Origin of the sequence: Saccharopolyspora sp. NPDC050389 (assembly GCF_040655595.1) — a bacterium.
Classification (GTDB): domain Bacteria; phylum Actinomycetota; class Actinomycetes; order Mycobacteriales; family Pseudonocardiaceae; genus Saccharopolyspora.
On sequence record NZ_JBFAKG010000072.1, the window covers coordinates 1 to 25,786 of the forward strand.

23 protein-coding genes are annotated in these 25,786 nt (G+C 70.2%); 8 read left to right on the forward strand and 15 right to left on the reverse strand.

Going from position 1 to position 25,786, the window contains the following annotated elements:
* Positions 1-196: 196 nt before the first annotated feature.
* The 11 genes from AB0I53_RS35160 to AB0I53_RS35210 form a co-directional block, all read right to left on the reverse strand.
* Positions 197-1,342: an MCE family protein gene (locus tag AB0I53_RS35160; protein WP_358612842.1), complete on the reverse strand. Its 1,146-nt coding sequence runs from the start codon at positions 1,340-1,342 to the stop codon at positions 197-199.
* Entirely contained in the window at positions 1,342-2,502 is a 1,161-nt protein-coding gene (locus tag AB0I53_RS35165) for an MCE family protein (protein WP_358612844.1), read from the reverse strand. Before AB0I53_RS35165 ends, AB0I53_RS35160 begins: the two co-directional genes overlap by 1 nt.
* Complete coding sequence (locus AB0I53_RS35170) at positions 2,499-3,650, reverse strand: MCE family protein (RefSeq protein ID WP_358612846.1); 1,152 nt, start codon at positions 3,648-3,650, stop codon at positions 2,499-2,501. The genes AB0I53_RS35165 and AB0I53_RS35170 overlap by 4 nt, the downstream gene beginning before the upstream one ends.
* Positions 3,650-4,669, reverse strand: coding sequence for an MCE family protein (locus AB0I53_RS35175; protein WP_358612847.1), 1,020 nt, complete (start codon positions 4,667-4,669; stop codon positions 3,650-3,652). The genes AB0I53_RS35170 and AB0I53_RS35175 overlap by 1 nt, the downstream gene beginning before the upstream one ends.
* Positions 4,666-5,703: an MCE family protein gene (locus AB0I53_RS35180; RefSeq protein WP_358612849.1), complete on the reverse strand. Its 1,038-nt coding sequence runs from the start codon at positions 5,701-5,703 to the stop codon at positions 4,666-4,668. Before AB0I53_RS35180 ends, AB0I53_RS35175 begins: the two co-directional genes overlap by 4 nt.
* Positions 5,700-7,025 (reverse strand): MCE family protein, encoded by a 1,326-nt coding sequence (locus tag AB0I53_RS35185; RefSeq protein WP_358612851.1) that lies wholly within the window; start codon positions 7,023-7,025, stop codon positions 5,700-5,702. The genes AB0I53_RS35180 and AB0I53_RS35185 overlap by 4 nt, the downstream gene beginning before the upstream one ends.
* Positions 7,022-7,873 (reverse strand): ABC transporter permease, encoded by an 852-nt coding sequence (locus AB0I53_RS35190; protein ID WP_358612852.1) that lies wholly within the window; start codon positions 7,871-7,873, stop codon positions 7,022-7,024. Before AB0I53_RS35190 ends, AB0I53_RS35185 begins: the two co-directional genes overlap by 4 nt.
* 4 nt (positions 7,874-7,877) lie before the next feature.
* Entirely contained in the window at positions 7,878-8,609 is a 732-nt protein-coding gene (locus tag AB0I53_RS35195) for an ABC transporter permease (RefSeq protein ID WP_358612933.1), read from the reverse strand.
* Between the two features lie 120 nt (positions 8,610-8,729).
* The gene (locus AB0I53_RS35200) at positions 8,730-9,476 is read right to left on the reverse strand and encodes a glucose 1-dehydrogenase (RefSeq protein WP_358612854.1); all 747 of its coding nucleotides are present in this window, start codon (positions 9,474-9,476) and stop codon (positions 8,730-8,732) included.
* A 1-nt stretch (position 9,477) separates the two neighbouring features.
* Positions 9,478-10,986 (reverse strand): aldehyde dehydrogenase family protein, encoded by a 1,509-nt coding sequence (locus AB0I53_RS35205; RefSeq protein ID WP_358612856.1) that lies wholly within the window; start codon positions 10,984-10,986, stop codon positions 9,478-9,480.
* 43 nt (positions 10,987-11,029) lie between these two features.
* Positions 11,030-11,911, reverse strand: coding sequence for a 3-oxoacyl-ACP reductase (locus AB0I53_RS35210; RefSeq protein WP_358612858.1), 882 nt, complete (start codon positions 11,909-11,911; stop codon positions 11,030-11,032).
* A 636-nt stretch (positions 11,912-12,547) separates the two neighbouring features.
* Between AB0I53_RS35210 and AB0I53_RS35215 the strand changes: the two genes are divergently transcribed.
* From AB0I53_RS35215 to AB0I53_RS35225, 3 genes are all read left to right on the forward strand, one after another.
* Positions 12,548-13,726, forward strand: a complete 1,179-nt coding sequence (locus AB0I53_RS35215) for an acyl-CoA dehydrogenase family protein (RefSeq protein WP_358612860.1) — start codon at positions 12,548-12,550, stop codon at positions 13,724-13,726.
* A 138-nt stretch (positions 13,727-13,864) separates the two neighbouring features.
* The gene (locus tag AB0I53_RS35220) at positions 13,865-14,962 is read left to right on the forward strand and encodes an acyl-CoA dehydrogenase family protein (protein ID WP_358612862.1); all 1,098 of its coding nucleotides are present in this window, start codon (positions 13,865-13,867) and stop codon (positions 14,960-14,962) included.
* Between the two features lies 1 nt (position 14,963).
* Complete coding sequence (locus AB0I53_RS35225) at positions 14,964-16,541, forward strand: long-chain-fatty-acid--CoA ligase (protein ID WP_358612864.1); 1,578 nt, start codon at positions 14,964-14,966, stop codon at positions 16,539-16,541.
* Here AB0I53_RS35225 and AB0I53_RS35230 read toward each other — a convergent pair.
* Together AB0I53_RS35230 and AB0I53_RS35235 are read right to left on the reverse strand one after the other, a co-directional pair.
* Positions 16,529-17,266 (reverse strand): SDR family oxidoreductase, encoded by a 738-nt coding sequence (locus tag AB0I53_RS35230; protein ID WP_358612866.1) that lies wholly within the window; start codon positions 17,264-17,266, stop codon positions 16,529-16,531. The genes AB0I53_RS35225 and AB0I53_RS35230 overlap by 13 nt on opposite strands.
* Positions 17,267-17,289: 23 nt before the next feature.
* On the reverse strand, positions 17,290-18,447 hold the full coding sequence (locus AB0I53_RS35235; RefSeq protein ID WP_358612868.1) for an MFS transporter: 1,158 nt from the start codon (positions 18,445-18,447) through the stop codon (positions 17,290-17,292).
* Between the two features lie 78 nt (positions 18,448-18,525).
* On the opposite strand from AB0I53_RS35235, the gene AB0I53_RS35240 reads away from it, so the two are divergent.
* The 4 genes from AB0I53_RS35240 (at position 18,526) to AB0I53_RS35255 (ending at position 21,393) form a co-directional block, all read left to right on the forward strand.
* Positions 18,526-18,954 carry a MarR family transcriptional regulator gene (locus AB0I53_RS35240; RefSeq protein WP_358612870.1) on the forward strand — a complete coding sequence of 143 codons (429 nt, stop codon included), beginning with the start codon at positions 18,526-18,528 and terminating at the stop codon, positions 18,952-18,954.
* A gap of 171 nt (positions 18,955-19,125) precedes the next feature.
* Positions 19,126-19,632, forward strand: a complete 507-nt coding sequence (locus tag AB0I53_RS35245; protein ID WP_358612872.1) for a SigE family RNA polymerase sigma factor — start codon at positions 19,126-19,128, stop codon at positions 19,630-19,632.
* Positions 19,625-19,987 carry a hypothetical protein gene (locus AB0I53_RS35250; protein WP_358612874.1) on the forward strand — a complete coding sequence of 121 codons (363 nt, stop codon included), beginning with the start codon at positions 19,625-19,627 and terminating at the stop codon, positions 19,985-19,987. Before AB0I53_RS35245 ends, AB0I53_RS35250 begins: the two co-directional genes overlap by 8 nt.
* Positions 19,984-21,393 (forward strand): DUF2079 domain-containing protein, encoded by a 1,410-nt coding sequence (locus tag AB0I53_RS35255; RefSeq protein ID WP_358612876.1) that lies wholly within the window; start codon positions 19,984-19,986, stop codon positions 21,391-21,393. The genes AB0I53_RS35250 and AB0I53_RS35255 overlap by 4 nt, the downstream gene beginning before the upstream one ends.
* Before the next feature lie 231 nt (positions 21,394-21,624).
* On the opposite strand, the gene AB0I53_RS35260 is transcribed toward AB0I53_RS35255, so the two are convergent.
* A complete protein-coding gene (locus tag AB0I53_RS35260; RefSeq protein WP_358612878.1) occupies positions 21,625-22,728 on the reverse strand; it encodes a nitronate monooxygenase in 1,104 nt (367 codons plus the stop codon).
* A 253-nt stretch (positions 22,729-22,981) separates the two neighbouring features.
* Complete coding sequence (locus AB0I53_RS35265; RefSeq protein ID WP_358612880.1) at positions 22,982-24,625, reverse strand: acyl-CoA synthetase; 1,644 nt, start codon at positions 24,623-24,625, stop codon at positions 22,982-22,984.
* Positions 24,626-24,808: 183 nt separating this feature from the next.
* On the opposite strand from AB0I53_RS35265, the gene AB0I53_RS35270 reads away from it, so the two are divergent.
* On the forward strand, positions 24,809-25,612 hold the full coding sequence (locus AB0I53_RS35270; protein WP_358612882.1) for a crotonase/enoyl-CoA hydratase family protein: 804 nt from the start codon (positions 24,809-24,811) through the stop codon (positions 25,610-25,612).
* Positions 25,613-25,786: the final 174 nt, after the last annotated feature.

A 25,786-nucleotide genomic window follows, 5' to 3' on the forward strand; every position in this document is an offset into this window, starting at 1 on the left:
TCCTCCAAACACTCCAGGTACTCCTGGCCACCTGGACAGGCCGATGCCCCACCTGCCACCAACAACCACCATGACGAACTAACAAAGCCCTACTAAGCGGCTGCGCCGCTTCAAAGACAAAACCCCGCGCTACCACACCTCACACCACGACATCCAAAACAGCCTCTATAGCGACACAAAGTACGCACGGGGGCGATCAGCGGTCGAATGGGGGTGGTGGGGCGACCGGGTCTGGGATTGGTGCTCTTGGGGCGTTTTGGGAGCCTCGGACGCTGATCACGCTTCCCGGGGGTTCCGCGCAGCGCAGGTCTTCGTTCGTCGGGCCCGGCGCCGTTTCGTTTCCCGGGCGGCGGGGCGTGCCCTCGTAGCCCCTGGTGCAGGCGATCGGGTTGAAGAAGTTCAGCACCAGGCCGAGGTGTCCCGTGCCGTCCGGCGACAGCGTGTGGGAGAACGCCGAGATCACCGGCAGCGCCACCAGCATCTGCTCCATCGCCGGGCCGCGCACATCCGTGATCTGCATCGTGGTCAGCATGTTCGCCACCACCACGCCGAAATCCGTGCCCGCGCTCTGCAGCAGCGCGTCGACCTCCTGGCTCGCCGCGGGCGCGCCGTTGATGATCCGCCGCAGATCCGGGTCGGATTCCTTCAGCCGCCCGGAGATCTCCCGAAGCCCGCTGCTGAACGACACGATCTGCTCCGACTGCTGCTGCTGGGTGCGCAGCACGACGTCGCTGTTGGCCAGCAGCCCGGTGGTCTGCGGCAGGTGCTGGTTGGCGGCCGCCGTCACCGAACTGGTCGCGTCCAGCATGCGTTGCAGGTGGCCGCCGGTGCCGTCGAACGCCGTGCCGACCTCGTCGACGACCGTGCGCAGGTCGTCGACCGGCACGCTGCCCACCAGCCGGTCCAGGTCGACCAGCAGCGATTCCGGCGCCAGCGGCACCTCGGTGCGCTCCTGCTCGATCACCGATCCCGCCGCCAGGTACGGGCCGCCGTCGCGCTCCGGGCGCAGGTCGAGGTACTGCTCCCCCACCGCCGAGCGGTTGGCCACCGCGGCCCGGGTGTCGGCCGGGATCGGTGGCGCGGCGTCGTCGATGTGCAGGTCGACGTCGATGCCCGCGTCGGTGAGCCGCATCTCGGTGACGCGGCCGACCGCGACCCCGCGGTAGGTCACCTCGGAGTTGGTGAACAGCCCGCCCGAGTCCGCCATCCGCACCGTCGCGGTGTAGCCGCTGCCGCCGAAGTACCGGTCCAGCCCGGCGTACTGCCAGCCCGCGTAGCCGATGCCGACGACCGCCAGCACCAGGAACAGCCCCAGCCGGATCTTGATCTTCCGCGCGAACATCAGCGTCCTCCCAACTGGATCGGGGCCGGGATCGACTGCGGCACCGGATTCGACTGCGGCGCCGGGATCGGCAGCGGCGGCAGGGCCGGTGCCGGCGGTGGCAGCCGGAGGCCCGGCTGGCCAGCGTCGCTGAGGCCGGGGAGCGGAATCAGCGGGCCGGAGGAGCGGGTGAGGTTCTCCATGATGGTGCTCAGGTCCAGGTCGAACCGCACGTCCGCGTTGACGAAGTCGCCCTTGAGCGGCTTCATGACGTACTCCGGGAACGGGTAAGTCGCCAGGTAGGCGATCGCGTCCGGCAGCGCGTCGCCGGTCTCGGCGAGCTTCTGCAACGTGGGGGACAACGCCTGCAGGTCGGCGACCATGTCGTCCTTGCTGCGGTCGACGGTTTGCACCGCCACGCCGGAGAGCTGGTCCAGCGACTGCAGCATGGTGACGAGCTGACCGCGCTGCTCCTCCAGGGTCCGCAGGCCGGGGCCCAGGCCGTCGATCGCGCCCGCGATCTGATCGGTCTGCCCGCGCAACGTCGACGAAAGCCGGTTGAGGCCGTCGATGGCGCGCGTGATGTTCTCCTTCTGCCCGTCCAGGCGGGTGACGGTCTCGTTGAGATTTCCCAGCAGCGAACGGATTTCCGCCTCGTTGCCGGTGAACGCGCCGTTGAGCTCGCGCACGATGTCCTGCAGCTGCGCCACGCCGCCGCCGTTGAGCAGCATCGACAGCGCGCCCAGCACCTCTTCGACCTGCGGGTTGCGGTTGGTGCGCTCCAGCGGGATCACCGCGCCGTCGGCCAGCGCGCCCTCGGCCGCGCCGGATGGCGCCGCGAGCTCGACGAACTTCTCCCCCAGCAGGCTCGACTGCCGCAGCTGGGCGCCGGCGTTGGCGGGCAGCCGGACGTCGCCGTTGACCGCCAGGTGCACCAGCGCGGTGGTGTTGTCGGGGCTCAGCTCGATCCGCTCCACCCGCCCGACGGCGACGTCGTTGACCTTCACGCTGGACTGCGGCACCAGGTCGAGCACGTCGGCGAAGTGCACGGTCACCTGGTACGGGTTCGAGCCCAGCTCAGCGCCGCCGGGCAGCGGGGCGTTGTAGAGCCCGGTGAATCCCGCGGCGCCGCAACCGGAAACCAGCAGCGACGCCAGCAGCACCGGAACCAGCCGTTTCATCGCGGTCCCTCCTGCCGGGCGGCATCCACCAGCGGCAGCGGCGGCAGTTCGCCCTGCTGCAGGTGGTGCATGGTTTCGCCGATCGACGGCAGTTGCAGCTTGCCGTCGAGGTACGGCGCCAGCTTGTCGCAGGCGTCCTTGAGGCCCTGCGGCACCGGCTCGGGCATGCTGTGCTGGATCAGCTTGCACACCATGAGCACCGGCGGGTGGGTGAGTTCGTTGAGGTGGCCGCGCACCGTGACGCTGCCGGAAGCCGCGTCGTAGGAGTTGATGAAGTTCGTCGCGCCCAGCGGTGCGACGTCGAGCACCTCCGCCAGCGCCTCGCGCTGGTCCACCAGCTGCTGCGTCACGCCGGTCAGGTTGTCCACATTGGACGCCATGAGTTCCCGGTTGTCGCGGACGAACCGGGAGACGTCGTCGAGCGCGATGGCCAGCGAATTCAGCGAGGCGCCCATCTGCTCCTGCTCGCCGGCCAGGAACCCGGTGACGTCGTCGACCCGCCCGTAGAACTCCTGGATCTGCCGGTCGCTGGACGCGAGCGTCGCGGTGAAGGTGTTCAAGTTGTCGACCGTGGCGAACAGGTCGTCCTGGTTCTCCTGAAGGGTTCCGGCGAGGTCGCCGAGTTGCTTCACCGTGGCGTTGAGGTCCTTGCCGTTGCCCTCCAGCGCGGCGGCCGAGGTGGACAGCACGTCGGATAGCGCTCCGGTGCTGTTCGCGCCGTCCGGCCCGAGGGCCTGCGAGAGCGCGTTGGCGCTGCGGTAGAGGTCGTCGAGTTCGGCCGGCGTCGCGGTGCGGTCCTTGGCCAGCACGGCGCCCGAAACGAGTTCCGTGCCACCGGAATAGGCCGGGGTGAGCTGCACGTACCGGTCGCTGACCAGGCTCGGCGCGACCACCACGGCCTTCACGTCGGCCGGGATCTGCACGCCGTCGTCGACGTGCATGTCCACCCGCACCACGTCGCCCTGCGGCACGACGCCGTCGATCCTGCCCACCTCGACGCCCAGCACCCGCACGCTGGATCCGGCGTAAACCCCTACGGCGCGATCGAAGTACGCGGTGATCTGCTTGCCCGGATCGGTGAACAGCCACCACAGTCCCGCGCTGACGAGCAGCGCCAGCGCGCATCCGATTCCGACCACTTTGGACATCAGCCACCTCCGACGGGCCGCGTCGGCACCGGGATCTCGCAGGACGTCGTGTTCGTCTGCAGCGGCCCGGCGTTGATCGCGGGCGGGAACAGCCCGCACAGGTAGCCGTCGAACCACCGGCCGTTGCCCACGGTGTTGTTGAAGCCGCGCACGTAAGGCGCCATCGCCGCCACGACGCGGCCCAGGTTGTCCTGGTTCCGCTGCAGCATCTCCGTCAGCTGGTTGAGCTGGTCGAGCGTCGGCCGCAACTGCTGCTGGTTGTCGGCGACCAGGCCGCGCAGTTCGTCGGAGAGCCGCTGGGTTCCGGCCAGCAGCGTCGAAATCGCCTCCCGGCGGTGTTGCAGCTCGGTCAGCAGCAGGTTCCCGTCGGAGATGAGCCGCTGCACCTGCACGTTGCGGTCGGCGACGATCTTGCTCACGCCGCTGGTGTTGCGCAGCAGCTCGCCGAGCTGCTGGTCGCGCGAGGCGATGGTCTGCGACAGCTGCGAAAGCCCGTCGATGGCCTGGCCCATGTGCTGCGGCGCGCCGCGGAAGGTGTCCGACAGGACGCGGAAGCTCTGCGCGAGCTGCTGGGTGTCGACCTGATCCGCGGTGCGGGTGAGCTGGTCCAGCGCGTCCGGGATGTCGAACGGCGCCGCGGTCCGCTCCACCGGTATCGGCTCCGCGAGTTCCTCGGCGCCTTCCGGTTGCAGCGCCAGGTACTTCTCGCCGAGCAGCGTCTTGATCTCGATGCTCGCCCGGCTGCGGTCGCCGATCTGCGCGCCTTCGACGCGGAACGCGACCAGCACCCGGTTGCCCGCCAGCGACACGTCGGTGACCTCGCCGGACTTGACCCCGGCGATCTGCACGTCGTTGCCGGACGCGAGCCCGGCCGACTCGGAGAAGTAGGCCTCGTAGGTGGTGCCGCCGCCGATCACCGGCAGGTCCTTGGCGAAGAACGCGCCCAGCGTGGCGCAGGTGATGAGCACGACGGCGACCAGGCCGACGACCGCCTGGTTCCGCTCCCGCAACGGCTTCATGACGGCTTGCACCTCTCCGGCATCTCCGAGGCCGGCAGCGGCATGATCGGGATCGTGATGTTGAGCTCGGAGATCCCGACCGTGCCCGAGATCCGGCACAGGTAGAAGTTGAACCAGCTGCCGTAGCTGACGGTCCTGGTCAACGCGTTCAGCCGCTCCGGGATGGTCTGCAGGTCGCGCTCCAGCTTCGGCTGCTCGGCGTTGAGGACGCCGGCGACCCGGTTCAGCTCGCCGATGCTGCTCTGCAGCGGCGGCCGCGCCTCCTCCAGCAGGCCGGCGGTGGTGTTGGAGAGCTCGCCGAGCGCGGTGACGGCCTCTCCGACCGGCTGCCGCTGCTGGGCGAATCCGCTGGTCAGCTGCTGCATCGAGGTGATCAGCTCGCCCAGCTGCGGGCCGCGGGCGTTGACGGTGCTCAGCACCGCGTTGAGGTTGTCGATGACCTGGCCGATCACCTCGTCCTTGCGGGCGAGCGTGGAGGTCAGCGACGCGGTGTGGGCGAGCAGGCTGTCCACCGTGCCTGCCTCGCCCTGCAGCACCTGGACGATCTCGCCCGAGAGCTGGTTGACGTCCTGCGGCGAAAGCGCCTGGAACAGCGGCTTGAACCCGTTGAACAGCGCGGTGAGGTTCAGCGCCGGATGGGTCCGCTCCAGCGGGATCTCGCCGCCCGGCGGCAGCACCGCCGCCGGATCGCGCAGCGCCGCGTCCAGCGCCAGGTAGCGCTGGCCTGCGAGGTTGCGGAACTTCACGGTCGCGGCGGCGTCGCGCGGGAGGCGCCGGTCGTCGTCGAGGTCGAAGCGCACCAGGGCGTGCTTGCCGTCGACGACCTCCAGCCCGGTCACCCGGCCGACCTTCACGCCCGCCATCCGCACGTCGTCGCCGACGTCCAGGCCGGAGGCGTCGGCGAACCGCGCGCGGTAGGACTCGGCGGAGCCGGAGGTGGAGGCCGCGATGGTCATCGCGAGCACCCCGGTGAGCATGATCGTGACCGCCGCGAAGATCAGCAGCTTGACCAGCGGCGCGGCGATCGACCTCATCGCACCGTCACCTCCGCCCCGCGGTAGACCGGCCCGACCAGCAGCCCGCTCCAGCCCGGCACCTCCGAGCGCGGCACGCCCATCTGCGGCGCCAGCAGCGTCGACAGCAGGTCCCGCTCGGCGGGCGTGTTCGCCACCGACTGCGACGTGGTGGACGCCGGTTTCTGCTTCCACGGGAACACTTCGTCGCGGTCGCGCGGCGGCTCCGGGAATACGGAACCGTCCTGCACCGGCCCGCCCGGCGGGTACTGCGGGAAGGTGTCCGGCGCCTCGACCCACGGGTAGCAGCGCGGCCCGCGCTGGTCCAGGTACTTCGGCGTGTCCACGCCCGGCAGGTACTTGCCTCGGCTGCCGGTGATCTCGATGGTGAACTTGGCGATCTCCGGGTTCTCGGTGCCCTTGCCGAAGGATCGCTCGGCGTTCGGGATCGAGTCCGCGAACTGCTTGAGCATGCAGGGGTATTCCGGGGCGTATTCGGCGAGAAGTTCCAATGTGGACCTCGATGTGCCGGTGAGGTTGATCAGGTTGTCCTTGTTCAGCGCCAGGAACCGGTTCATGTCGTTCGCGCTGCCGGTGACGGTGCCCAGCATGGTGTTCAGCGCTTGCCGCTGCTCGGCGATGGTCTTGCTGGTGGTGGTCAGGTCGTCGAGCGCCTGCGCCAGGTCGGGCGCGGCCTCGGCGTAGGTGTCGGCCACGTCGTCGATGCGCGCGATGACCGACTCCAGCTTCGGCAGCGACGGGTTCAGCCGCTCCAGGTAGCCGTCCAGCTGCACCAGCGTGTCGCCGAGCTGCTCGCCGCGGCCGTCGAGCGCCTGCGACACCGCGGTCAGCGTCGTCGAGAGCTTTTCCGGTTGCACCGCTTGCAGAACCGGCAGCAGATCGCCGAGCACCTTCTCGATCTCGATCGCCGATCCGCTGCGGTCCTGCGGGATGACGTCGCCGGAGGCCAGCGCCCGCGAGCCCGCGTTCTCCGGGATGTACAGCGAAACGTAGCGCTCCCCGAACAGCGTCTTGGGCAGCAGCCGGGCCGACGCGCTCGCCGGGATCAGCTCCGCCTGGTCCGGCCGCAGCGCCAGGTCCAGCACCGCGTGGTCGCCCGCGGCGCGCACGTCGCGCACCTCGCCGACCACCACGCCGCGCGCCTTGACGTCGGCGCCCACTCGCATCTGGTTGCCGACCCGGTCGGTTTCCAGGCTGACCGCCACGACCGGCGTGAACGCCTTGCGGTACATGGCGATCGTGCCCGCGACGAACATCCCGACCGCGACCAGGAAGACGACTCCGAGCGCCTGGTAGCGGCGCCTGCTCCGCGCGCCCCTCATCCCGAGATCCGAACCGTCGTGGTGGAGCCCCAGATGGCCAAGCTGAGGAAGAAGTCCAGCACCGCGACCAGCACGATCGACGTGCGCACCGCGCGGCCCACCGCGACGCCGACGCCCGCCGGGCCGCCGCGCGCGGTGTAGCCGTAGTAGCAGTGCGTCAGGATCACCGCGATGCTGAACACGATCACCTTGCCGAAGGACCACAAGACGTCCTCCGGCGGCAGGAACAGGTGGAAGTAGTGGTCGTAGGTGCCTGCGGACTGGCCGTAGAACCACACGGTGATCTGCCGGGACGCGAAGTACGAGCCGAGCAGCCCCACCACGTACAGCGGGATGACCGCCGCGACGCCGGCCAGCACCCGGCTGGTCACCAGGTACGGCAGCGTCCGCACGCCCATCACCTCCAGGGCGTCGATCTCGTCGGAGATCCGCATCGCGCCCAGCTGCGCGGTGAATCCGCAGCCGACGGTCGCCGACAGCGCCAGGCCAGCCGACAGCGGCGCGACCTCGCGGGTGTCGAAGTAGGCGGCGACGAACCCGGTCAGCGCCGAGGTGCCGAGCTGGTTCAGCGAGGAATAGCCCTGCAGGCCGACGATCGCGCCGGTCGCGACGGTCATGCCGATCATCACGCCGAGCGTGCCGCCGATGACGGCCAGCGCGCCGCTGCCGAACACGACCTCGGTGAGCAGCCGGGCGGTTTCGCGGTAGTAGCGGCGCAGCGCGACGGGCGCGAGGGCGAGGGCGCGCAGGTAGAACGACAGCTGCCAGCCCAGTTCGGCGAGCGCGTCGCCGGGCCCGCGGGTGATCCGCCGCCGCAGCGGTGCGGCGACCGGGTCGACGACGGCCATCGGCTCACAATCCCTTCGGGGGCACGATTTGCAGGTAGATCCCGGTGAGCACCAGGTTGATCAGGAACAGCAGCAGGAACGTGATCACCACGGCCTGGTTGACCGCGTCGCCCACGCCCTTCGGCCCGCCGGCCGGGTTGAGGCCTCGGTAGGCGGCGACGATGCCGGCGACGAACCCGTAGAGCAGCGCCTTGAACTCGCTGATCCACAGGTCGGGCAGCTGCGCGAGCGCGTTGAAGCTGGCCAGGTACGCGCCGGGCGTCCCGCCCTGCAGGATGACGTTGAAGAAGTAGCCGCCGAGCACGCCGACGACGCTGACCATCCCGTTGAGCAGCAGGGCGACCAGCACGGCGCCGATGACCCGGGGCACGATCAGCCGCTGGATCGGCGAGATCCCGAGCACTTCCAGCGCGTCGATCTCCTCGCGGATGGTCCGCGCCCCGATGTCGGCGCACATCGCCGATCCGCCGGCCCCGGCCACCAGCAGCGCGGTGATCAGCGGGCTGGCCTGCTGCAGGATGGCCAGCGCGCTGGCGGCACCGGTGAACGACTGGGCCCCGATCTGCTGCGTCAGCGACCCGAGCTGCATCGCGATGACGGCGCCGAACGGGATCGCCACCAGCGCGGTCGGCAGGATCGTGACGCTGGCGAAGAACCAGGCCTGCTGGATGCACTCCCGGACCTGGAAGGGCCGCCGCGGCACGGCCCGCAGCACCTCCCAGCCCAGCGTGGCCATCCGCCCGACCTGCACGAACGCCCCAGCACTCCGCACTGCCACCAGCTCACCTCCCGATCCACGCTGATCCGGATTTCCGCCTGGTGTGGAGGGCGCCTTCCGAGCAGGCGCCCTCCACGATCAGGCCAGTGCGTGCGTTGCCGTCGCGCCGCCGTCGGCCGTGAACTCCGAGCCGGTGCAGTAGGAGCTCTCGTCGCTGGCCAGGAAGACCGCGAGGGCCGCGATCTCCTCCGGCTGCCCGACGCGGCCCAGCGCGACGCGCTTGCCGACGTGGTCCATCGGGACCGGGCCGCCCGCCGCTTCGGTGATCATCTGGGTGTCGATCGCCCCGGGATGCACCGAGTTGACCCGGATGCCGAGCTTGCCGAGTTCCATCGCGGCCACCTTGGTCATGCCGCGAATGGCGAACTTGCTGGCCGCATACGCCACCAGCAGCGGCATGCCGCCCAGACCCTCCACAGAGGACACGTTGATGATCGAGCCGCCCGTCTCGCGCATCGCCGGGATCACCTCCCGCATGCCCAGGAACGTGCCGATCTGATTGACCCGGATGACCCGCTCGTAGTCGGCCAGGCTGGTGTCCGCGAGCTCCGAGAAGTGCAGCACCCCGGCGTTGTTCACCAGCACATCGACCCGCCCGAGCTCGCGAGCCGCCCGAACCGCGTCGACCCAGTCGTCCTCCGAGCCGACGTCGAGGTGCTGGTACACCGCGGCCGGGCCGAGCTCGTCGGCCAGCTCCTTGCCCGCCTCATCGGCCACGTCCGCCAGCAGCACCTGCGCGCCCTCGGCGACGAAGCGGCGCGCCGTCGCCGCGCCCTGCCCGCGCGCGGCGCCGGTGACGATCGCGACCTTGTCCGCTAACCGCATGTCACATCAACTCGTCGGTGAGCGGCAGCAGCACGGTCTTGAGCTCGGTGTAGGCCTCGAACGAGGAGCGTCCGCCCTCCCGGCCGAGCCCGGACTGCTTGTAGCCGCCGAAGGGCAGGTGCGGCTCCACCTGGAAACCGTTGATCCCGACCGTGCCGGTGCGGATCTGCTTGGCGACCCGGAACGCCCGCCGAACGTCCGATGTGTACACGCCGGCGCCGAGGCCGTACTCAGAGTCGTTGGCCATCCGCACCGCCTCGTCCTCGTCGGTGAACGGCACGACCGTCAGCACTGGGCCGAAGATCTCCTGCTGCGCGACGGTCATCGCGTTGTCGACGTCGGCGAAGATCGTCGGCTGCACGAAATTCCCGGCGCTGAGGTCGCCGTCCGGCCGCCCGCCGCCGGTGACCAGCCGCGCGCCCTCCTCGCGGCCCTTGTCGATGAAGCCCAGCACGCGGTCCAGCTGCCGCTGGTTGATCAGCGGGCTGGACAGCACGCCCTGGTCGAACGGGTCGCCGTAGGTGACCGAGCCGGCGATCAGCTCGGCGGCGCCGACGAACTCGTCGTAGGCGTCCCGGTGCACGAGCGCGCGGGTGTGCGCGACGCAGGCTTGCCCGGAGAGCCCGAGCGTGACCATGCCCATCGCGGTCATGCCCGCCAGGCCCACGTCGGCGTCCGGGAAGACGATGGCCGGGCTCTTGCCGCCCAGTTCCAGCGACACCCGCTTCATGGTGCCCGCCGAGGCCTCGACGATGCGGCGGCCCACGTCGCGGCTGCCGGTGAAGCTCACCTTGTCCACCTGCGGATGCGTGATCAGCGCCTCGCCGGTCGGGTCGCCGGGGCCGGTGACGACGTTGACCACGCCATCCGGAATTCCGGCTTCCTGCAGCAGTTCCACCATCCGCAGCACGCTGAACGTCGCGTACTCCGAGGGCTTGAGCACCACGGTGCAGCCGGCGGCCAGCGCGGGCGCGAGCTTCTGCGCGAACAGCAGGAACGGCGCGTTCCACGGCAGCACCGCGGCCACCACGCCGACCGGCTCGCGGAAGGTCATCGCCAGGTGGTCGCCGCCCTGGTACGGCGGCAGTGTGTCGCCACCGGCCTTGTCGATCCACCCGGCATGGTGGTCGAACACGTCGGCCGCGACGTCCACCGATCCGGCGTAGACGGTGCCGAACGACAGCGGCACGCTGTTGTCGAGTGCCTGGCGGGCCCGCAGGTCGTCGGCGTTCTCCCGCAGCAGATCCGCGCAGCGGCGCAGCAGCCGCACGCGCTCACCGGCTCGGATCGTCGGCCACGGGCTTTCGTCGAACGCCCGGCGCGCGGCGCGGACCGCGTCGTCGACGTCGTCGGCATCGGCGACGGCGAAGTCGCCGACCGCCTCGCCGGTCGCCGGGTGGTGGTGCGTCCAGGCCCGGCCCGCGCGGGCCTGCCGCCACTGGCCGTCGACCAGCAGCAATCCGTCTTTGAGCGCCGCGGCGTCGAGATGCTGCCGCACGGTCAGGGCCATCTGGCTCCTCCTCGCCTGGGGACTCTCTTGGCTGTGGGTATGGCTAGGGCAGGGAAAGCAGCTCGGTGCTGGCGAAGTTGCGTTCCGGGTCGCGCTGCGCGAAGTAGGCGCCGACTGTGCCGGCCAGCTCGTCCTCCGTCCACAGCGGACCGCCGGTGTCGAAGCGCTGCTCGACGACGGGCGCCGCCATCAGCGCGATCATCCCGCTGTGCACCACGAAGACCTGGCCGTTGATCGCCTGCGCGGCGGGACCGGCCAGGTAGGCGACCAGCGGTGCGACGTGCTCGGTGGACAGCGGGTCGACGCCGGTTTCCGGTGCCGGGCCGAAGACTTCCTCCGTCATCGCCGTGCGCGCACGCGGGCAAATGGCGTTCGCCCGCACGCCCATGCGTCCCAGCGCGCGCGCCGTGGACACGGTCAGCGCCGCGATGCCCGCCTTGGCCGCCGCGTAGTTCGGCTGCCCCGCCGAGCCGAGCAGGAACGCCTCCGAAGCGGTGTTGATCACGCTGCCGTAGGTCGATCCGGTCTGCTTGTACTCGTCCCGCCAGTGCGCGGCGGCGTTGCGGGACAACAGGAAATGGCCGCGCAGGTGGACGCGGATCACGTCGTCCCACTCCTGCTCGGTCATCTTGAACAGCATCCGGTCCCGCAACACGCCCGCGTTGTTCACCACCACGTGCAATCCGCCGAAGCGCTGCACCGCGGTGCCGACCAGCTCGCGGGCGACGGCGCCGTCGGAGATGTCCCCGGCGACCGCCGCGGCCTTGGCGCCGAGCTCCTCGATCTCGGCCACCACCTCGGCCGCGCCTTCGGAAACGTCGTTGACCACGACGTTCGCACCGGCGCGAGCCAGGGCCAGCGCCTCCGCGCGACCGAGCCCCGCGCCCGCTCCGGTGACGACCGCGACTTTCCCGTCCAAGCTCACTGCGCCTCCAGGCTCAGTCGATCTTCGAACAAGCGGCGCCAGCCGCTTGCGGTGTAGGACCCAGCTCGCACCGCCGCGGGTTCACGGTGCCCACCCCTCTGGGGTTCTCCCAGCGAGGACAGCCCCGACTTGGCCTTCATGATGCGGGGATCCCACAGCGAGAAGACCGCAGCAACTCCCGCAGGGGGCCGCCACCCGCGCCGACCGATCCGCTTGAGCACCGCTGCCTTCACCGGTTGGTCACCTCACCGAGATCGCGCGCACTGTTATCCAAGACACATTAGAACGTGTTCTCACTCGCAAGCAAGAGCCATCGAACAGATCCCGGAATATTCGCCGAATGTGCCGGTATCAACCATTGCAACCAGTTCTACCGATTCATGGAGACCTGGCGCCCGAGCCGCACCGATCGGTCATCCAGCCCGCACAACGAGCCACTCGACCCCCGGTGACTGCTCCATTCGGGGGCCGATCCGAATGTCGCGTCACCATAGAACCGGTTTCTGCGACCGGTCATCGCTCGGCACTCGCGAAAATCCACTCGTGGCAGCCCGACATGTCGACCGCTTCGCCACATTCGGACTATGGTTGGTGAAACATGTTCCACACGCTCTCCCGTCGACGCAGGAGGGATGCATGCGCATCGCCTACACGCCCGAGCAGGAGCAGCTGCGCAAGGAGCTGCGCCGCTACTTCGGCAAGCTCATGACACCGGAGCTCCGCGACGAACTGACCTCGCACGGCGACTACGGCGACGGCGCCGCCTACAAGCAGCTGGTCCGGCAGATGGGCGCCGACGGCTGGCTCGCGCTGGGCTGGCCGGAGGAGTACGGCGGACAGAACCGGAGCATGCTGGACCAGCTGATCTTCACCGACGAGGCCGCGATCGCCGGCGCCCCGGTTCCGTTCCTGACGCTCAACAGCATCGCGCCGACCATCATGCGCTTCGGCACCGCCGAGCAGAAATCGCACTACCTGCCTAAGATCGCCTCCGGCGAAATCCACTTCGCGATCGGCTACTCCGAGCCGGAGGCGGGCACCGACCTCGCCTCGCTGCGCACCACCGCCGAACGCGACGGCGAGGATTACGTGATCAACGGCCAGAAGATGTGGACCAGCCTCATCCAGTACGCGGACTACGTGTGGCTGGCCTGCCGGACCGACCGCGACGCGAAGAAGCACCGCGGCCTGAGCATCCTCATCGTGCCCACGGCCGCGCCCGGCTTCTCCTGGACGCCGGTGCACACCGTCGCCGGGCCGTCCACCAGCGCCACCTACTACCAGGATCTGCGCGTGCCGACTTCCGCGCTGGTGGGCGCCGAGAACGAGGGATGGCCGCTGATCACCAACCAACTCAACCACGAGCGCGTCGCGCTCACCTCCGCCGCCCCGCTGCGGCTGGCGCTGGACGAGGTGCTGGAGTGGGCGCGGGAAACGCGGCTCACCGACGGGCGCCGGGTGCTGGACCAGGAGTGGGTGCGGCGACACCTGGCGCGCGTGCACGCCGGGGCGGAGTTCCTCAAGCTGGTGAACTGGAAGATCGCCACGACCGCGGAGCGGCAACCCGCACCGGCCACGGCGTCGGCGACCAAGGTGTACGGCACGGAGTTCGCCACCGAGGCATACCGCCTGCTGATGGAGGTGCTCGGCAGCGCCGCGTACGTGCGGCAGGGCTCCCGGGGCGCGGCGCTGCGCGGCCGGATCGAACGAATGCACCGCTCGTCGCTGATCCTGACCTTCGGCGGCGGAACCAACGAGGTGCAACGAGACATAGTCGCGGCGGTAGGCCTCGGCCTGCCCCCAGCGAAGCGCTAGTCGTGAGCGATCACTCCGGTAAGAACCGGAACCATCGCTCACGAACCGCTCACCACAGTCGTGAGCAGTAACTCCGGTAAGAACCGGAGTGATCGCTCACGAGCCGATAGCCGTGACAAGGCCCCAGAGGGAGGGTTCATGGACTTCTCGTGCACCGAGGCCCAGCTCGATCTGGGCGGGCTGACCAGGGAGATTCTCGACGATCGCGTGACCAACGAGCGGCTGCGCGAGGTCGAGCGCGAACCGGACCGATTCGACCGTGCACTGTGGACGCAGTTGGCGCAGGCCGAGGTGCTTTCGGCCGCCTTGCCGAGTTCCGTCGGCGGCGGCGGTTTCGGTCTGCTGGAGCAGTGTTCCGTGCTGATCGAGCTGGGCCGCGCGGTCGCGCCGGTGCCCTACCTCGCCTCGATCACCACGGCCACGGCGGCGTTGGCCCGCTTCGGCGATCCCGATCAGCAGCAGCGCTGGGGCGTTCCGGCGGCCAACGGCGAGCTGGTGCTGACCGCCGCGCTCACCGAGGAGCACAACCCCGACCCGCGCCGTCCCGCCTGCCGCGCCGAGCGCGACGGCGACGATTGGGTGCTCACCGGCACGAAGACCACGGTCCCGGCCGGCATGGTCGCCGATCTCGTGCTGATTCCGGCGTCCACATCGGACGGACCGAGGGTGTTCCTCGTCGAGCCCGCGCAACTGTCGGTCGAAAGGCAGCGCATCGTGGACGCCGACAGCGAAGCGTGGCTGGAGCTGGACGGCGTGCGGGTCGGCGACGACCGGTTGCTGGGCGAGGATTCGGCGGTGCTGGACTGGCTGATCACCCGGGCCACCATCGGCAGCTGCGCCCACCAGGTCGGCGTCGTCGAGCGGGCGTTGGAGCTGACCGCCGAATACTCCCGCGAACGCGTGCAGTTCGGGCGGCCGATCGGCAGCTTCCAGGCCGTCGCGCAGCGACTGGCGGACGCGTTCATCGACGTGGAGGCCGCGCGGCTGACGCTGTGGCAGGCGGCATGGCGGGTCGACGAGGGGCTGCCGTGCGAGACGGAGGTGGCCACCGCGAAGTTCTGGGCCGCCGACGCCGGGCACCGGGTGGCGCACACCGCGGTCCACGTGCACGGCGGCGTCGGCATCGACGTCGACCACCCGCTGCACCGCTACTTCGTCGCGGCCAAGCGCAACGAGTTCTCCTTCGGCGGCGCGGCCGAGCAGCTGGGCCGGCTCGGCGACGCGCTGGCGGTCTGACATGACGCCGACGGTGACCGAGCTCCTGCTCGCCCGCGCCGACGACGACGGCTGCGGGCTGCGGTTCGAGGACCGCGCCTGGTCGTGGTCCTCGAAGGTGCACATCTGCGCCCAGTACGCCTCGCTGCTGGAATCCCTGCGCCGCCCTGGCCCGTTCCACGTCGGCGTCCTGCTCGGCAACGTCCCGGAGTTCGCGTTCCTCCTCGGCGGAGCGGCCCTGTCCGGCGCGGTGATCGTGGGCCTGAACCCGACGCGGCGCGGGGCGGCGCTGGCGCGCGATGTCCGGCTGGCGGACTGCCAGCTGATCGTCACCGACAGCGCACACGCGGAACTGCTGGACGGCCTCGACCTCGGGGCGGCGAAGCTGCTGGTCGTCGACGAGCCGTCGTGGCAGGCGCTGCTCGCCGAGCACGCCGGGAGCGAGGTCGATCCCGTGCCCGCGACGCCCGATGACCTGCTCGTGCTGGTGTTCACCTCCGGCACCGGCGGCGAGCCGAAGGCGGTCCGCTGCACGCACGGCAAGATCGCCGCGCCCGGCCGGATGCTGGCCGACCGGTTCGACCTGACCGGCGACGACGTGGCCTACGTGTCGATGCCGCTGTTCCACTCGAACGCCCTGATGGCGGGCTGGGCCGTCGGCCTGGCCGCCGGGGCGGGCATCGCGCTGCGCCGCCGCTTCTCGGCCTCCGGCTTCCTGCCCGACGTGCGGCGCTTCGGCGCGACCTACGCCAACTACGTGGGCAAACCGCTGTCGCACATCCTCGCCACGCCGGAACGGCCGGACGACACCGAGAACCCGCTGCGCGTGGTGTACGGCAACGAGGGCAATGAACGGGATCTGGCCCGGTTCGCCGAACGGTTCGGCTGCCGCGTCGTCGACGGCTTCGGCTCCACCGAGGGCGGCATCGCGGTGGCCCGCACGCCCGACACGCCGACCGGCGCGCTGGGCCGGCTCCCGGACGGCGTCGCAGTACTCCACCCGGACACCGGAAAACCCTGTTCCCAGGCCGAATTCTCCGCCGACGGCCGCCTGCTGAATCCCGGCGAGGCGATCGGCGAGCTGGTCAACACCGCGGGTTCGGGCTGGTTCGCGGGCTACTACAACGCCCCGGAGGCCGACGCGGAGCGGATGCGCGACGGCATGTACTGGAGCGGCGATCTCGCCTACCTGGACGCGGACGGCTTCTGCCACTTCGCGGGCCGCTCGGCCGACTGGCTGCGGGTGGACGGCGAGAACCTGGGCACCGCGCCGATCGAGCGAATCCTGTTGCGCCACAACGAGATCACCGAGGCAGCCGTGTACGGCATCCCGGATCCGCGGGTGGGCGACCAGGTGATGGCCGCGCTGGTCGCGACGCCGGAGTTCGATCCCGCTACCCTCGGCGACTTCCTCGCCGCCCAACCCGATCTCGGCCCCAAGCAGTGGCCCCGCTACGTCCGCCTGGCGGCGGAACTCCCCCGCACGGCGACCTTCAAAGTCGTCAAGCGCCAACTCGCCGCAGAGGGCCGCGAAACCCCGGACCCGATCTGGCACCGCTCGAACACCCGCTATTCCCCGGCCTCCGATCAGGCCAGGTAGCCGCCGTCGACGTCGAGGACCGCGCCGGTGATGAACGACGCGCCGGGCCCGGCCAGGAACGCGATGGCCGCCGCGACCTCCGCCGGCCCGCCGAACCGGCCCAACGCGTTCGCCGAGCGCTGGACGTCGGCGAACGGCCCTTCGTCGGGGTTCATCTCGGTCGCCACCGAGCCGGGCTGGACGACGTTGACGGTGATGCCGCGCGGCCCCAGGTCCCGGGCGGTGCCCTTGCTGTAGCCGGTGATCGCGGCCTTCGTCGACACGTAGTCGGCGACGCCCGGGAACCCGGCGCGGGTGGCCTGCATGGAGCCGACGGTGATGATCCGCCCGCCTTCGCCCATCGTCCGCGCGGCGGCCCGGATGGCCGCGGTGACTCCACCGACGTTGACGGCGAACTGGCGTTCCAGGGCGGCCGGATCGGCGTCGGCGTCGACCCGGCCGGGGACGAAGCTCGCGGCGTTGTTCACCAGGATGTCCAGCCGCCCGAAGTCGGCGGCCACGGCTTCGACGAGATCGGTCACCTGCCCCGGATCACCCTGATCAGCCCGGTACGCGGCGGCCCCGTCGAGCTCCGCGACCACTTCCCCGGCCCGATCGCCGGACGTGGCATAGCTGATTGCCACCGTCGCACCGTCGGCCGCCAGCGCCCGGGCGGTCGCCGCCCCGATACCGCGCGATCCGCCGGTCACCAGCGCGACCTTGCCACTCAACTTCTTGCCATCCATGGGAAATTCCTCGTCTCTCGGCGTCAGGAGCGGTGGGCCGGCCGGCGGTCGCGGTGCAGCAGGTAGCCCGCGATGCCCAGGCCCGCCACCGTGAGCAGTGCGCCGACGAGGTAGATCGACCGCAGGCCGAGCCCGCTGCTGATGACCTGTCCGCCCAACCACCCGGCGAACGCGGCGGCGACCTGGAAGCCCGCGGCGTTGACCGCCACCGCCAGCGTGGGCGCGGAACCGGCCGCGGCCAGCACACGGGTCTGCATGCCCGGGATGATCGCGAAGGCCAGCACGCCGACTACGAACGTCAGCACCGCGGCAGGCACCTGCATGCCGCCGACGAGCCAGAACAGCGCCAAAGCACCGGCCAGCACGGCGAGCAGGCCGGCTAACGAGGGCATCAGGGCCTTGTCCGCCAGCCACCCGCCGAGGAAGTTCCCGACGACCGCGCCCGCGCCGTAGACCAGCAACAACACCGGGACCGCACCGGCACCGAAGCCGCTGACGTCGGTGAGCAGCGGGGTGATGAAGGAGAAGACGGTCACGACGCCCACGTTGCCCACGGCGGTGAGGCCGATCGCCAGCTGGACGTCGCGGCGCGCGAACACGCGCAGCTCGGCGAGGACCGGGCCGGTGGCGACCGCGGGCTGGGCCGGCACGAAGCGCAGCACCAGCAGCAGGGCGACGACGATGAGCGCGGCGACCGCCGCGAACGTCGCCCGCCAGCCGAAGCCGTGGCCGATGAAGGTGCCGATCGGCGTGCCGAGGATGATGCCCAGGTTCATGCCGAGGGCCACCTTCGCCACGGTCGAGGCCTGCTTGTTCGCCGGAGCCATCGAGACGGCGGTGGCGATCGCGACGGCGAAGAACGTGGCCACGACCAGGCCCGCGACGAACCGCGCCACCAGGAGCACCGGGTAGTTCGGCGCCACCGCCGAGCCGAGGTTCCCGGCGAGGGACACGGCGATGAGGCCGACGATGAGCGGCTTGCGGGCCAGCCGCGCGGTCAGGACGGTGACCGCCGGTCCCCCGACGATCATGCCCAGCGCGTAGGCGGTCACCAGCAGGCCCGCTGCGGGAAGCGACACCGACAGGTCGGCGGCCACGTCCGGCAGGATGCCCGCGATCACGAATTCCCCTGTGGTGAAGCCGAAAACGACCAACATCAGGGACAGGACGGGAAGCGGCACGAAACCTCCACTAGTTCGAACTCATATGATGTGAATTAGAACTACCACAGTTCGAATCATCGCCGCTAGACTCGGGGCATGGCCAGGGATCCGTCGGCGGGCAGTCAGATCGACCGGGACGTGTGCAAGCTGGTGCACCAGTTCGCGCAGACCCTCGACGTCCACGTGCGCCGCGTCGCCGAGGAGCTGGGCCTGACGGCGTCGCAGGTCGTCGCGCTCCGCGAGCTGTCCGAGCCGATCACGGCGCGCGAGCTGGCCGCGAGGATGTCCTGCGAGGCCTCGAACGCCACGTTCGTGCTGGACCGGCTCGAACAGCAGGGCCTGATCGAGCGCCGCCCGCACCCGACCGACCGGCGCGCCAAGCAGATCGTGCTCACCCCGGCCGGCCGGCGCAGCCGGACCACCGTGCTCAAGCGCCTGAGCACCCAGTCCCCGCTGACCCCGCTCTCCGCGGCACAGCAGCAAACCCTGCGTGACCTGCTGCAAGCCCTCGTCGAGCCCCGCTGATAGCCGCGCTCCCGGCGAATCCGCTGCCCGAAGTGGAATTCCGCACCGGGAGAGCACCGGCGAAGTGAGGGTGGTCACATCGGGGCGAGAAAATCTCGTGCGATGTCAACCCGAAACGTCCTAGCCGAGTAGAGGGTTTATGAGGGACACCGCACGGGGGTTACGCGAGTCTTGACGGTCGAAGAGTTCGAGGAGTTCTACGCGCTGTCGGCCAGGCGGCTGATCGGTCAGCTGTGCCTGGTCACCGGCGACGTCCACGAAGCCCAGGACGTGGTGCACGAGGCATTCGCGCGGGCGTGGGCGCACCGGGGCGCGCTGCTCCGCGACGGCGCGCCGGAGGCGTGGGTGCGCGTCACCGCCACCCGGGTGGCCATCAGCCGGTGGCACCGCGCCAAGCGCGCGACGCAGGCGTGGGCCCGGCTCGCCGGCCAGCGCCCGGCCGTCGCGGACGAGCCTGACCCGGGAGGGCTCCTCGCGCTGTCCGCGATCCTGCGGCAGCTACCGCCGAGGCAGCGGCTCGTGATGGCGTTGCACTACGTCTGCGACCTGTCCGTCGCGCAGATCGCCGAGGAGGCCGGGATGTCCAGCGGAACCGTGAAGACCCACCTGGCACGGGGCAGGGCCGCGGTGGCGGCGCGGGCGGGCGACATGTTGCGCGGGGAGGATCACGGTGTCTGACCACCACTTCGAGCCCGCCGGCGCGGCGGATGACCAGGTGCGCGCGGCATTCCGCCGCGCCGCCGCCGAAGCCGAGCAGCACGCGTCGCCGCTGTCTGCGCGCGAGATCACCAAGCGCGGCGGCAGGCGGCTGCGGCGACAGCAGCTCGCCTCCGGAGTCACCGGCGCGGCGGCCGTGGTCGCGATCACCGTCGCGGTCACGGTGGCGACGGACGGCCGCGAGCAGCAGCCCGTGGTTCCCGCCGGCCCGGCGCCGTCGCTCACCGCACCGGTCACGTCGGCGAGCTCCCCGTTTCCGTCCACCTCGATCCAGCCGACGACCTCCAGCACCCCGACCTCGACGGAGTCCCGATGAGCACCACCACCGCCGTTCCCACCACCGCCGCGAGCCCCGGCCGCCGCGCGGTGTCGAACCAGGCGGTCCTGTTCCTGCTGTGGGCGGCGTTCTTCGGCTGCTACGCCTGGCTGTCGCTGTCGCGCTACACCAGTTACGCGTCGATGTCGTTCGACCTCGGCATCTTCGAGCAGGTCGTGCGCTCCTACGCCGAGGGCCGGGTGCCGGTCGCGGACCTGCTGGGACCCGGGTTCGTCATCTTCGGCGACCACTTCAGCCCCGTGCTGGTCCTGCTCGCGCCGCTGTACTTCCTGTTCCCCTCCGCCCAGACGCTGCTCGTCGCGCAGGCGGCCCTGTTCGCGCTCTCGATCGTGCCGGTCACCCGCGCCGCCACCCGCCTGCTCGGCGGCACCAGGGGGTGGGCCGTGGGCGTCGCGTACGGCCTGTCCTGGGGCGTGCAGCGGGCCGTCGACTTCGACTTCCACGAGATCTGCTTCGCCGTCCCGCTCGTCGCCTTCGCCCTCGAAGCCATGCTGTCGCAGCGGTGGTGGCGCGCGCTCGCGCTCATCGCGCCGCTCGTGCTGGTCAAGGACGATCTCGCGCTCACCGCGGCGGCGATGGCGCTGGTGCTCGCGTGGTGCGCCAGGCACGACAAGCGATTCGCCCGGGTCGCAGTGGCGAGCGCAGTTCTGTTCGCCGTCATCTGGGCCTGCATCACGCTGCTGCTCATCCCGTCGTTCAGCCCGACGGGCGCCTACCGGTACTGGGACAAGATCTCCGGCGACACCGGGTTCCCCGCCTCGCTGCTGGAGGGCGTGGGCGACAAGTTCAGCACCACCCTGTGGATCCTGGTTCCGACGACGGGGCTGATCGCGCTCCGCTCGCCGCTGCTCCTGGCCATCCTCCCGACGCTCGGCTGGCGGTTCGCGTCCGTGGAGGAGCACTACTGGAGCACGGACTGGCACTACAACGCCGTGCTGATGCCGATCGTCACCCTCGCGATGGTCGACGCGATCGCCCGGCTGCGCGCGACCCATCCGTCCTGGTTGCGGGGCTACGCCTCGCACCTGCCGGGGCTCGTCCTGGCAGCGGCGGTGGCGCTCAGCGTCACGCTGCCGATAGCGCAGCTCACCAAGAGCAACGACGAACGCTTCGAGCAGGATCCGGCCGCCGCGGCGCGCGTGCTCGCCGAGATCCCGGACGGCGCGTCGGTCGTGGCCAACAACGCCACGATCGCGCACCTCACCGACCGCTGCCGGGTCTTCTTCCCCGGCAACACCGAAGGGTTCGTCCCGGACTACGTCGCCGTCTACGAGCCGGACAAGACGGCCGCCGAGATGCGCGACTACGCCAGGGAATACGGCGGGGCCAGCTTCCAGATCGTGAACTCGAGCGAGGGTTTCTGGGTGCTGCGCCGCGATTCCTGAGGTTCAGCGGCTGCTTTAGATGTGGCGCTTTTGTTTTTTGAAGCGGCGCAGCCGCTTAGCCCTCGCAACCGGCACCGCCGCGGGTTCTCAGATGTCGTCTGGCGAGGACAGCCCCGAAGCCGCGTATTGGACATACGGAAATCGGGGATCCCACAGTCCAGACGGCATCTGTAACTCCCGCAGGGGGCCGCTACTTGCACCGCCATGCAAAACGAGCCTGGAATCAGGCTCTCAGCGGAGCTTGTTGAGGGCGGCTATGGTCTCGTCGAGTTCGGCGAGGAGATCCGCCATGACGTCGGCGACCGGGCGGATCTCGTTCATCCGGCCGACGATCTGGCCCACCGGCATCGAGACCACGTCCGGATCGCCGGAACGCATGATGCGCTGGTGCGCCTCGCTGACCAGGATGTTCTGCAGCGGCATCGGCAGCGGTTCGGGGGCGTCGTCGGCCGCCCACGAGTCCGTCCAGCGGGTCTTGAGCAGCCGGGCCGGTTTCCCGGTGTAGATCCGGGAGCGCACCGTGTCGCTGGAACCCGCCGCCAGCAGCGCCTGCTGCGTCGCCGCGTTGCCCGGCATCTGCCGGTATTCGCTGGTGGTCAGCCAGTACGAGCCCAGCCACGCGCCGCCGGCGCCGAGCGCTAGCGCCGCCGCGACCTGGCGCCCGGACCCGATGCCACCGGCCGCCAGCACCGGAGCCCGGTCGCCGACGGCGTCGACGATCTCCGGCACCAGCACCATCGTGGCGATCTCGCCGGTGTGCCCACCGGCCTCGTGCCCTTGCGCCACGACGATGTCCACGCCGTTGTCGACGTGACGACGGGCGTGCTCGGCCTTCCCCGCCAGCGCGGCGACCAGCACGTCGTGCTCGTGGGCCTGTCGGATGACGTCCACCGGCGGCGAGCCGAGTGCGTTGGCGATCAGCCGGATGGGATGCCGCAGCGCGACGTCCACATGGGACCGAGCGACCGAATGCAGCCAGCCCAGCACGCCGTCCGCCTGCTGCTCCCCGTCCGCGAGCTCCGGCACGCCGAGCTCGTCGAGCGTCCGCTGCACGAACTCCCGGTGCTCCGGCGGGATCAGGGCCTGCAGGTCGACGGCCGCGCCCTCGGTGGGGATCTTCGCGGGCATCACGACATCCACGCCGTAGGGCCTGCCGTCGGTGTTGTCGTCCATCCAGTCGAGCACGGCGTCCAGTTCGTCGGCGTCGTTGAACCGGACGCAGCCGAGCACGCCCATCCCACCGGCCCGGCTGATCGCCGCCGCAACGTGCTCAGACGGCGTGAAGCCGACAATAGGATGCTCGATGCCCAAGGTGTCGCAGGTCTTCGTTCGCATTGGTTCTTGTCTCCGAACTCGTTTTGCGTGGCGGTGCGGGGAGCGGCCCCCCGGCGGGAGTTACGGCCGCCGCCTGGCTGTGGGATCCCGACTTACGTATGACCAAATACGCGGCATCGGGGACTGGCCTCGCCCAGTAGCCCAGCAGGGCGGGCACAGTCTGAGAACCCGCGGCGGTGCAAGTTGCATAGGTGGGCTAAGCGGCTGCGCCGCTTCGAAGACAAGGACAGAAGCCAAGTTCGACTCCGAGTCCTCAGCTCGGTTCGGTGGCGGTCTCGCGCCGCGACGGCTCGCGCGCGTCGGCCGGCTCGTGCGTCTCGGTGTGCCGCTTCGCCCAGGTGTAGTCGGGTTTTCCGCTGGGCGAGCGGATGACCTGGTCCACCAGCCACAGGCTGCGCGGCACTTTGTAGCCGGCGATCCACTCCCGGACGTGCGCATCGAGATCCGCAAGGCCCGGTGCCACGCCGGCCCTCGGCTGCACCACGGCCGCGACCCGCTGGCCGAGCCGCTCGTCGGGCACGCCGACGACCAGTGCGTCGAACACGTCGGGATGCGACTTGAGCGCGGCCTCGACCTCCTCCGGGAAGACCTTCTCACCTCCGGTGTTGATCGACACCGAGCCGCGCCCGAGCATCGTCACGGTGCCGTCGTCCTCGATCCGCGCGTAGTCGCCCGGGACGACGTAGCGGTTGCCGTCGATCTCGACGAACACCGACCGCGACTTCTCCTCGTCCTTGTAGTAGCCGAGTGGCACGTGCCCGCTGCGCGCCAGCCAGCCGATCTCGCCGGGATCCGCGAAGCTCCCGTCGTCCCTGATCACCGTGGTGTCGGCATCCGCGTTGACCCGCGGGCCGCCGGTCTGCCCGCTCTCGCGGCCGATGACGCCGATGCCGCTGAACCCGGTCTCCGACGAGCCGATCGAGTCGGTGATCACCACGTTGGGCAGCGCGTCGAGGTACTGGCGCTGCACCGATGGCGAGAACAGCGCCGCGCTGCTGGAGATCGCCAGCAGCGACGAGGCGTCGTAGCCGCCCTCGTGGAACGCCTCGATGAGCGGCCGGGCCATCGCATCGCCCACGATCGCCAGCACGTGGACCTGCTCACGCTCGATCGTCCGCCACACCTCGTGCGCGTCGAACTGCGGGACGAAAACCACTGCGCTGCAAGCGAAGAGGTTGCCGAAGCTGGCCCACTGCGCGGCGCCGTGGATGAACGGCGCGGCGGGCAGCCGGATCAGGCCGCCGCTCTCGGCGCCGGCGCGGGCCTGCTGCCACTCGTCGCGCATCGCCTCGCCGGTCATGAAGTCGATGCCGCCGCCGAGCACCCGCCAGACGTCCTCGTGGCGCCACATCACGCCCTTGGGCATGCCGGTGGTGCCGCCGGTGTAGAGCAGGTAGAGGTCGTCGGCGCTGCGCTCCGGGAAGTCCCGTTCGTCCGATCGGCCGGCCAGCACCGACTCGTACTCGACGCCGCCGTACCCGGCGTAGTCGGCGTCGGTGCCGTCTTCGATGACGAGAACCTCGTGCAGTTCCGGGAAATCCGGCCGGACCTTGGCCACGTTGTCGCTGTAGCGGCGCTCGTGCACCAGCGCGGTGAGGTCGGCGTTGCCGAAGATGTAGCGCAGTTCGTTCGGCACGTAGCGGAAGTTGATGTTGATGGGCACCGCGCGGATCTTGTACGCCGCGAGCATGGTTTCCAGTGCCTCGATGGAATTCCGGGAGTAGACCCCGATGTGGGAGCCCGGCCCGAGGCCGCGGGCCGTTAGGTGGTGCGCGAGCCGGTTTGCCCGCCGGTCCAGCTGCGCGAAGGTCAGCCGCCGCTCGCCGCAGATCACGGCGACGCGATCTGGCACCAGATCGACGGCGTGCTCAAAAAGATCTGCGATGTTGTAAGCCACCTCAGAGAAAATAGAACGTGTTATCGTTCTGGGCAAGAACCCGAAAAGCCGAATCGACGTCACGTTCTGCAGCCGGGACATCCGCTCGCGGAGCGTGACCCGGCTTGCCGCTCGGCAGGTTCCTCCTGCGTCCAACCGGGTGATCCGGCGAGCCGATTCCCAACACCGACCGGAAAGGTTCCCATGACGTCGACAACCGAGGTCGTCGAACAACCCCACTGCCTGGTCGAGCGGCGCGGCGCGGTGCTCGTCGTGACGATGAACCGGCCCGAGGTCCGCAACGCGCTGTCCGGGCCGATGCTGGAGATCATGCGGCAGGCCTGGGACGAGGTCGACGGCGACGACGACATCCGGGCGTGCGTGCTGACCGGCGCAGGCGGCGCGTTCTGCGCCGGCGCGGACCTGAAGGCGATGACGCAGGCGCATCCCGGCGACACCGCCCGCGGCATGGACATGTCGGTGATCGAACCGCTGCTCAAGGGAAGGCGGCTGACGAAGCCGCTGATCGCGGCGGTGGAAGGGCCCGCGGTGGCGGGTGGCACGGAGATCCTCCAGGCGACCGACATCCGGGTGGCGGGCGAGAGCGCGCGGTTCGGCGTGTCGGAGGCTCGCTGGGGCCTGTTCCCGCTGGGCGGCTCGGCGGTCCGCCTGCCGCGCCAGATCCCGTACACGGTCGCGGCCGACATCCTCCTGACCGGCAGGCACATCTTCGCCCCGGAAGCCAAGGAACTGGGCCTGATCGGCCACGTCGTCCCGGACGGCCAAGCCCTCGACAAGGCCCTGGAACTGGCCGAACTCATCACCGCCAACGGCCCGCTCGCGGTGCAGGCGATCCTCCGCACGATGCGGGAAACCGAAGGCATGCCGGAAAACGAAGCGTTCAAGGTGGACGCCCGCCTCGGCATGGCGGTCTTCGGCAGCGAAGACGCCAAGGAAGGCCCCCGGGCCTTCGCGGAGAAGCGCAAGCCCGAGTTCCGCGGCCGGTAGCGACTCGTGAGTGCTTTGGAGCGCCATAACAATCCAAAGCACGCACGACGGTCGGCATCGGGGCCGTGAGTCTTTTGGGTTGCCATGTCTGGTTCAGCCCGCGAGTTCGCGCAGCGCCGGGAGCAGGAGTCGCAGTGCCCGGCCTCGGTGGGAGTCCGCGTCCTTTTCCTCCGG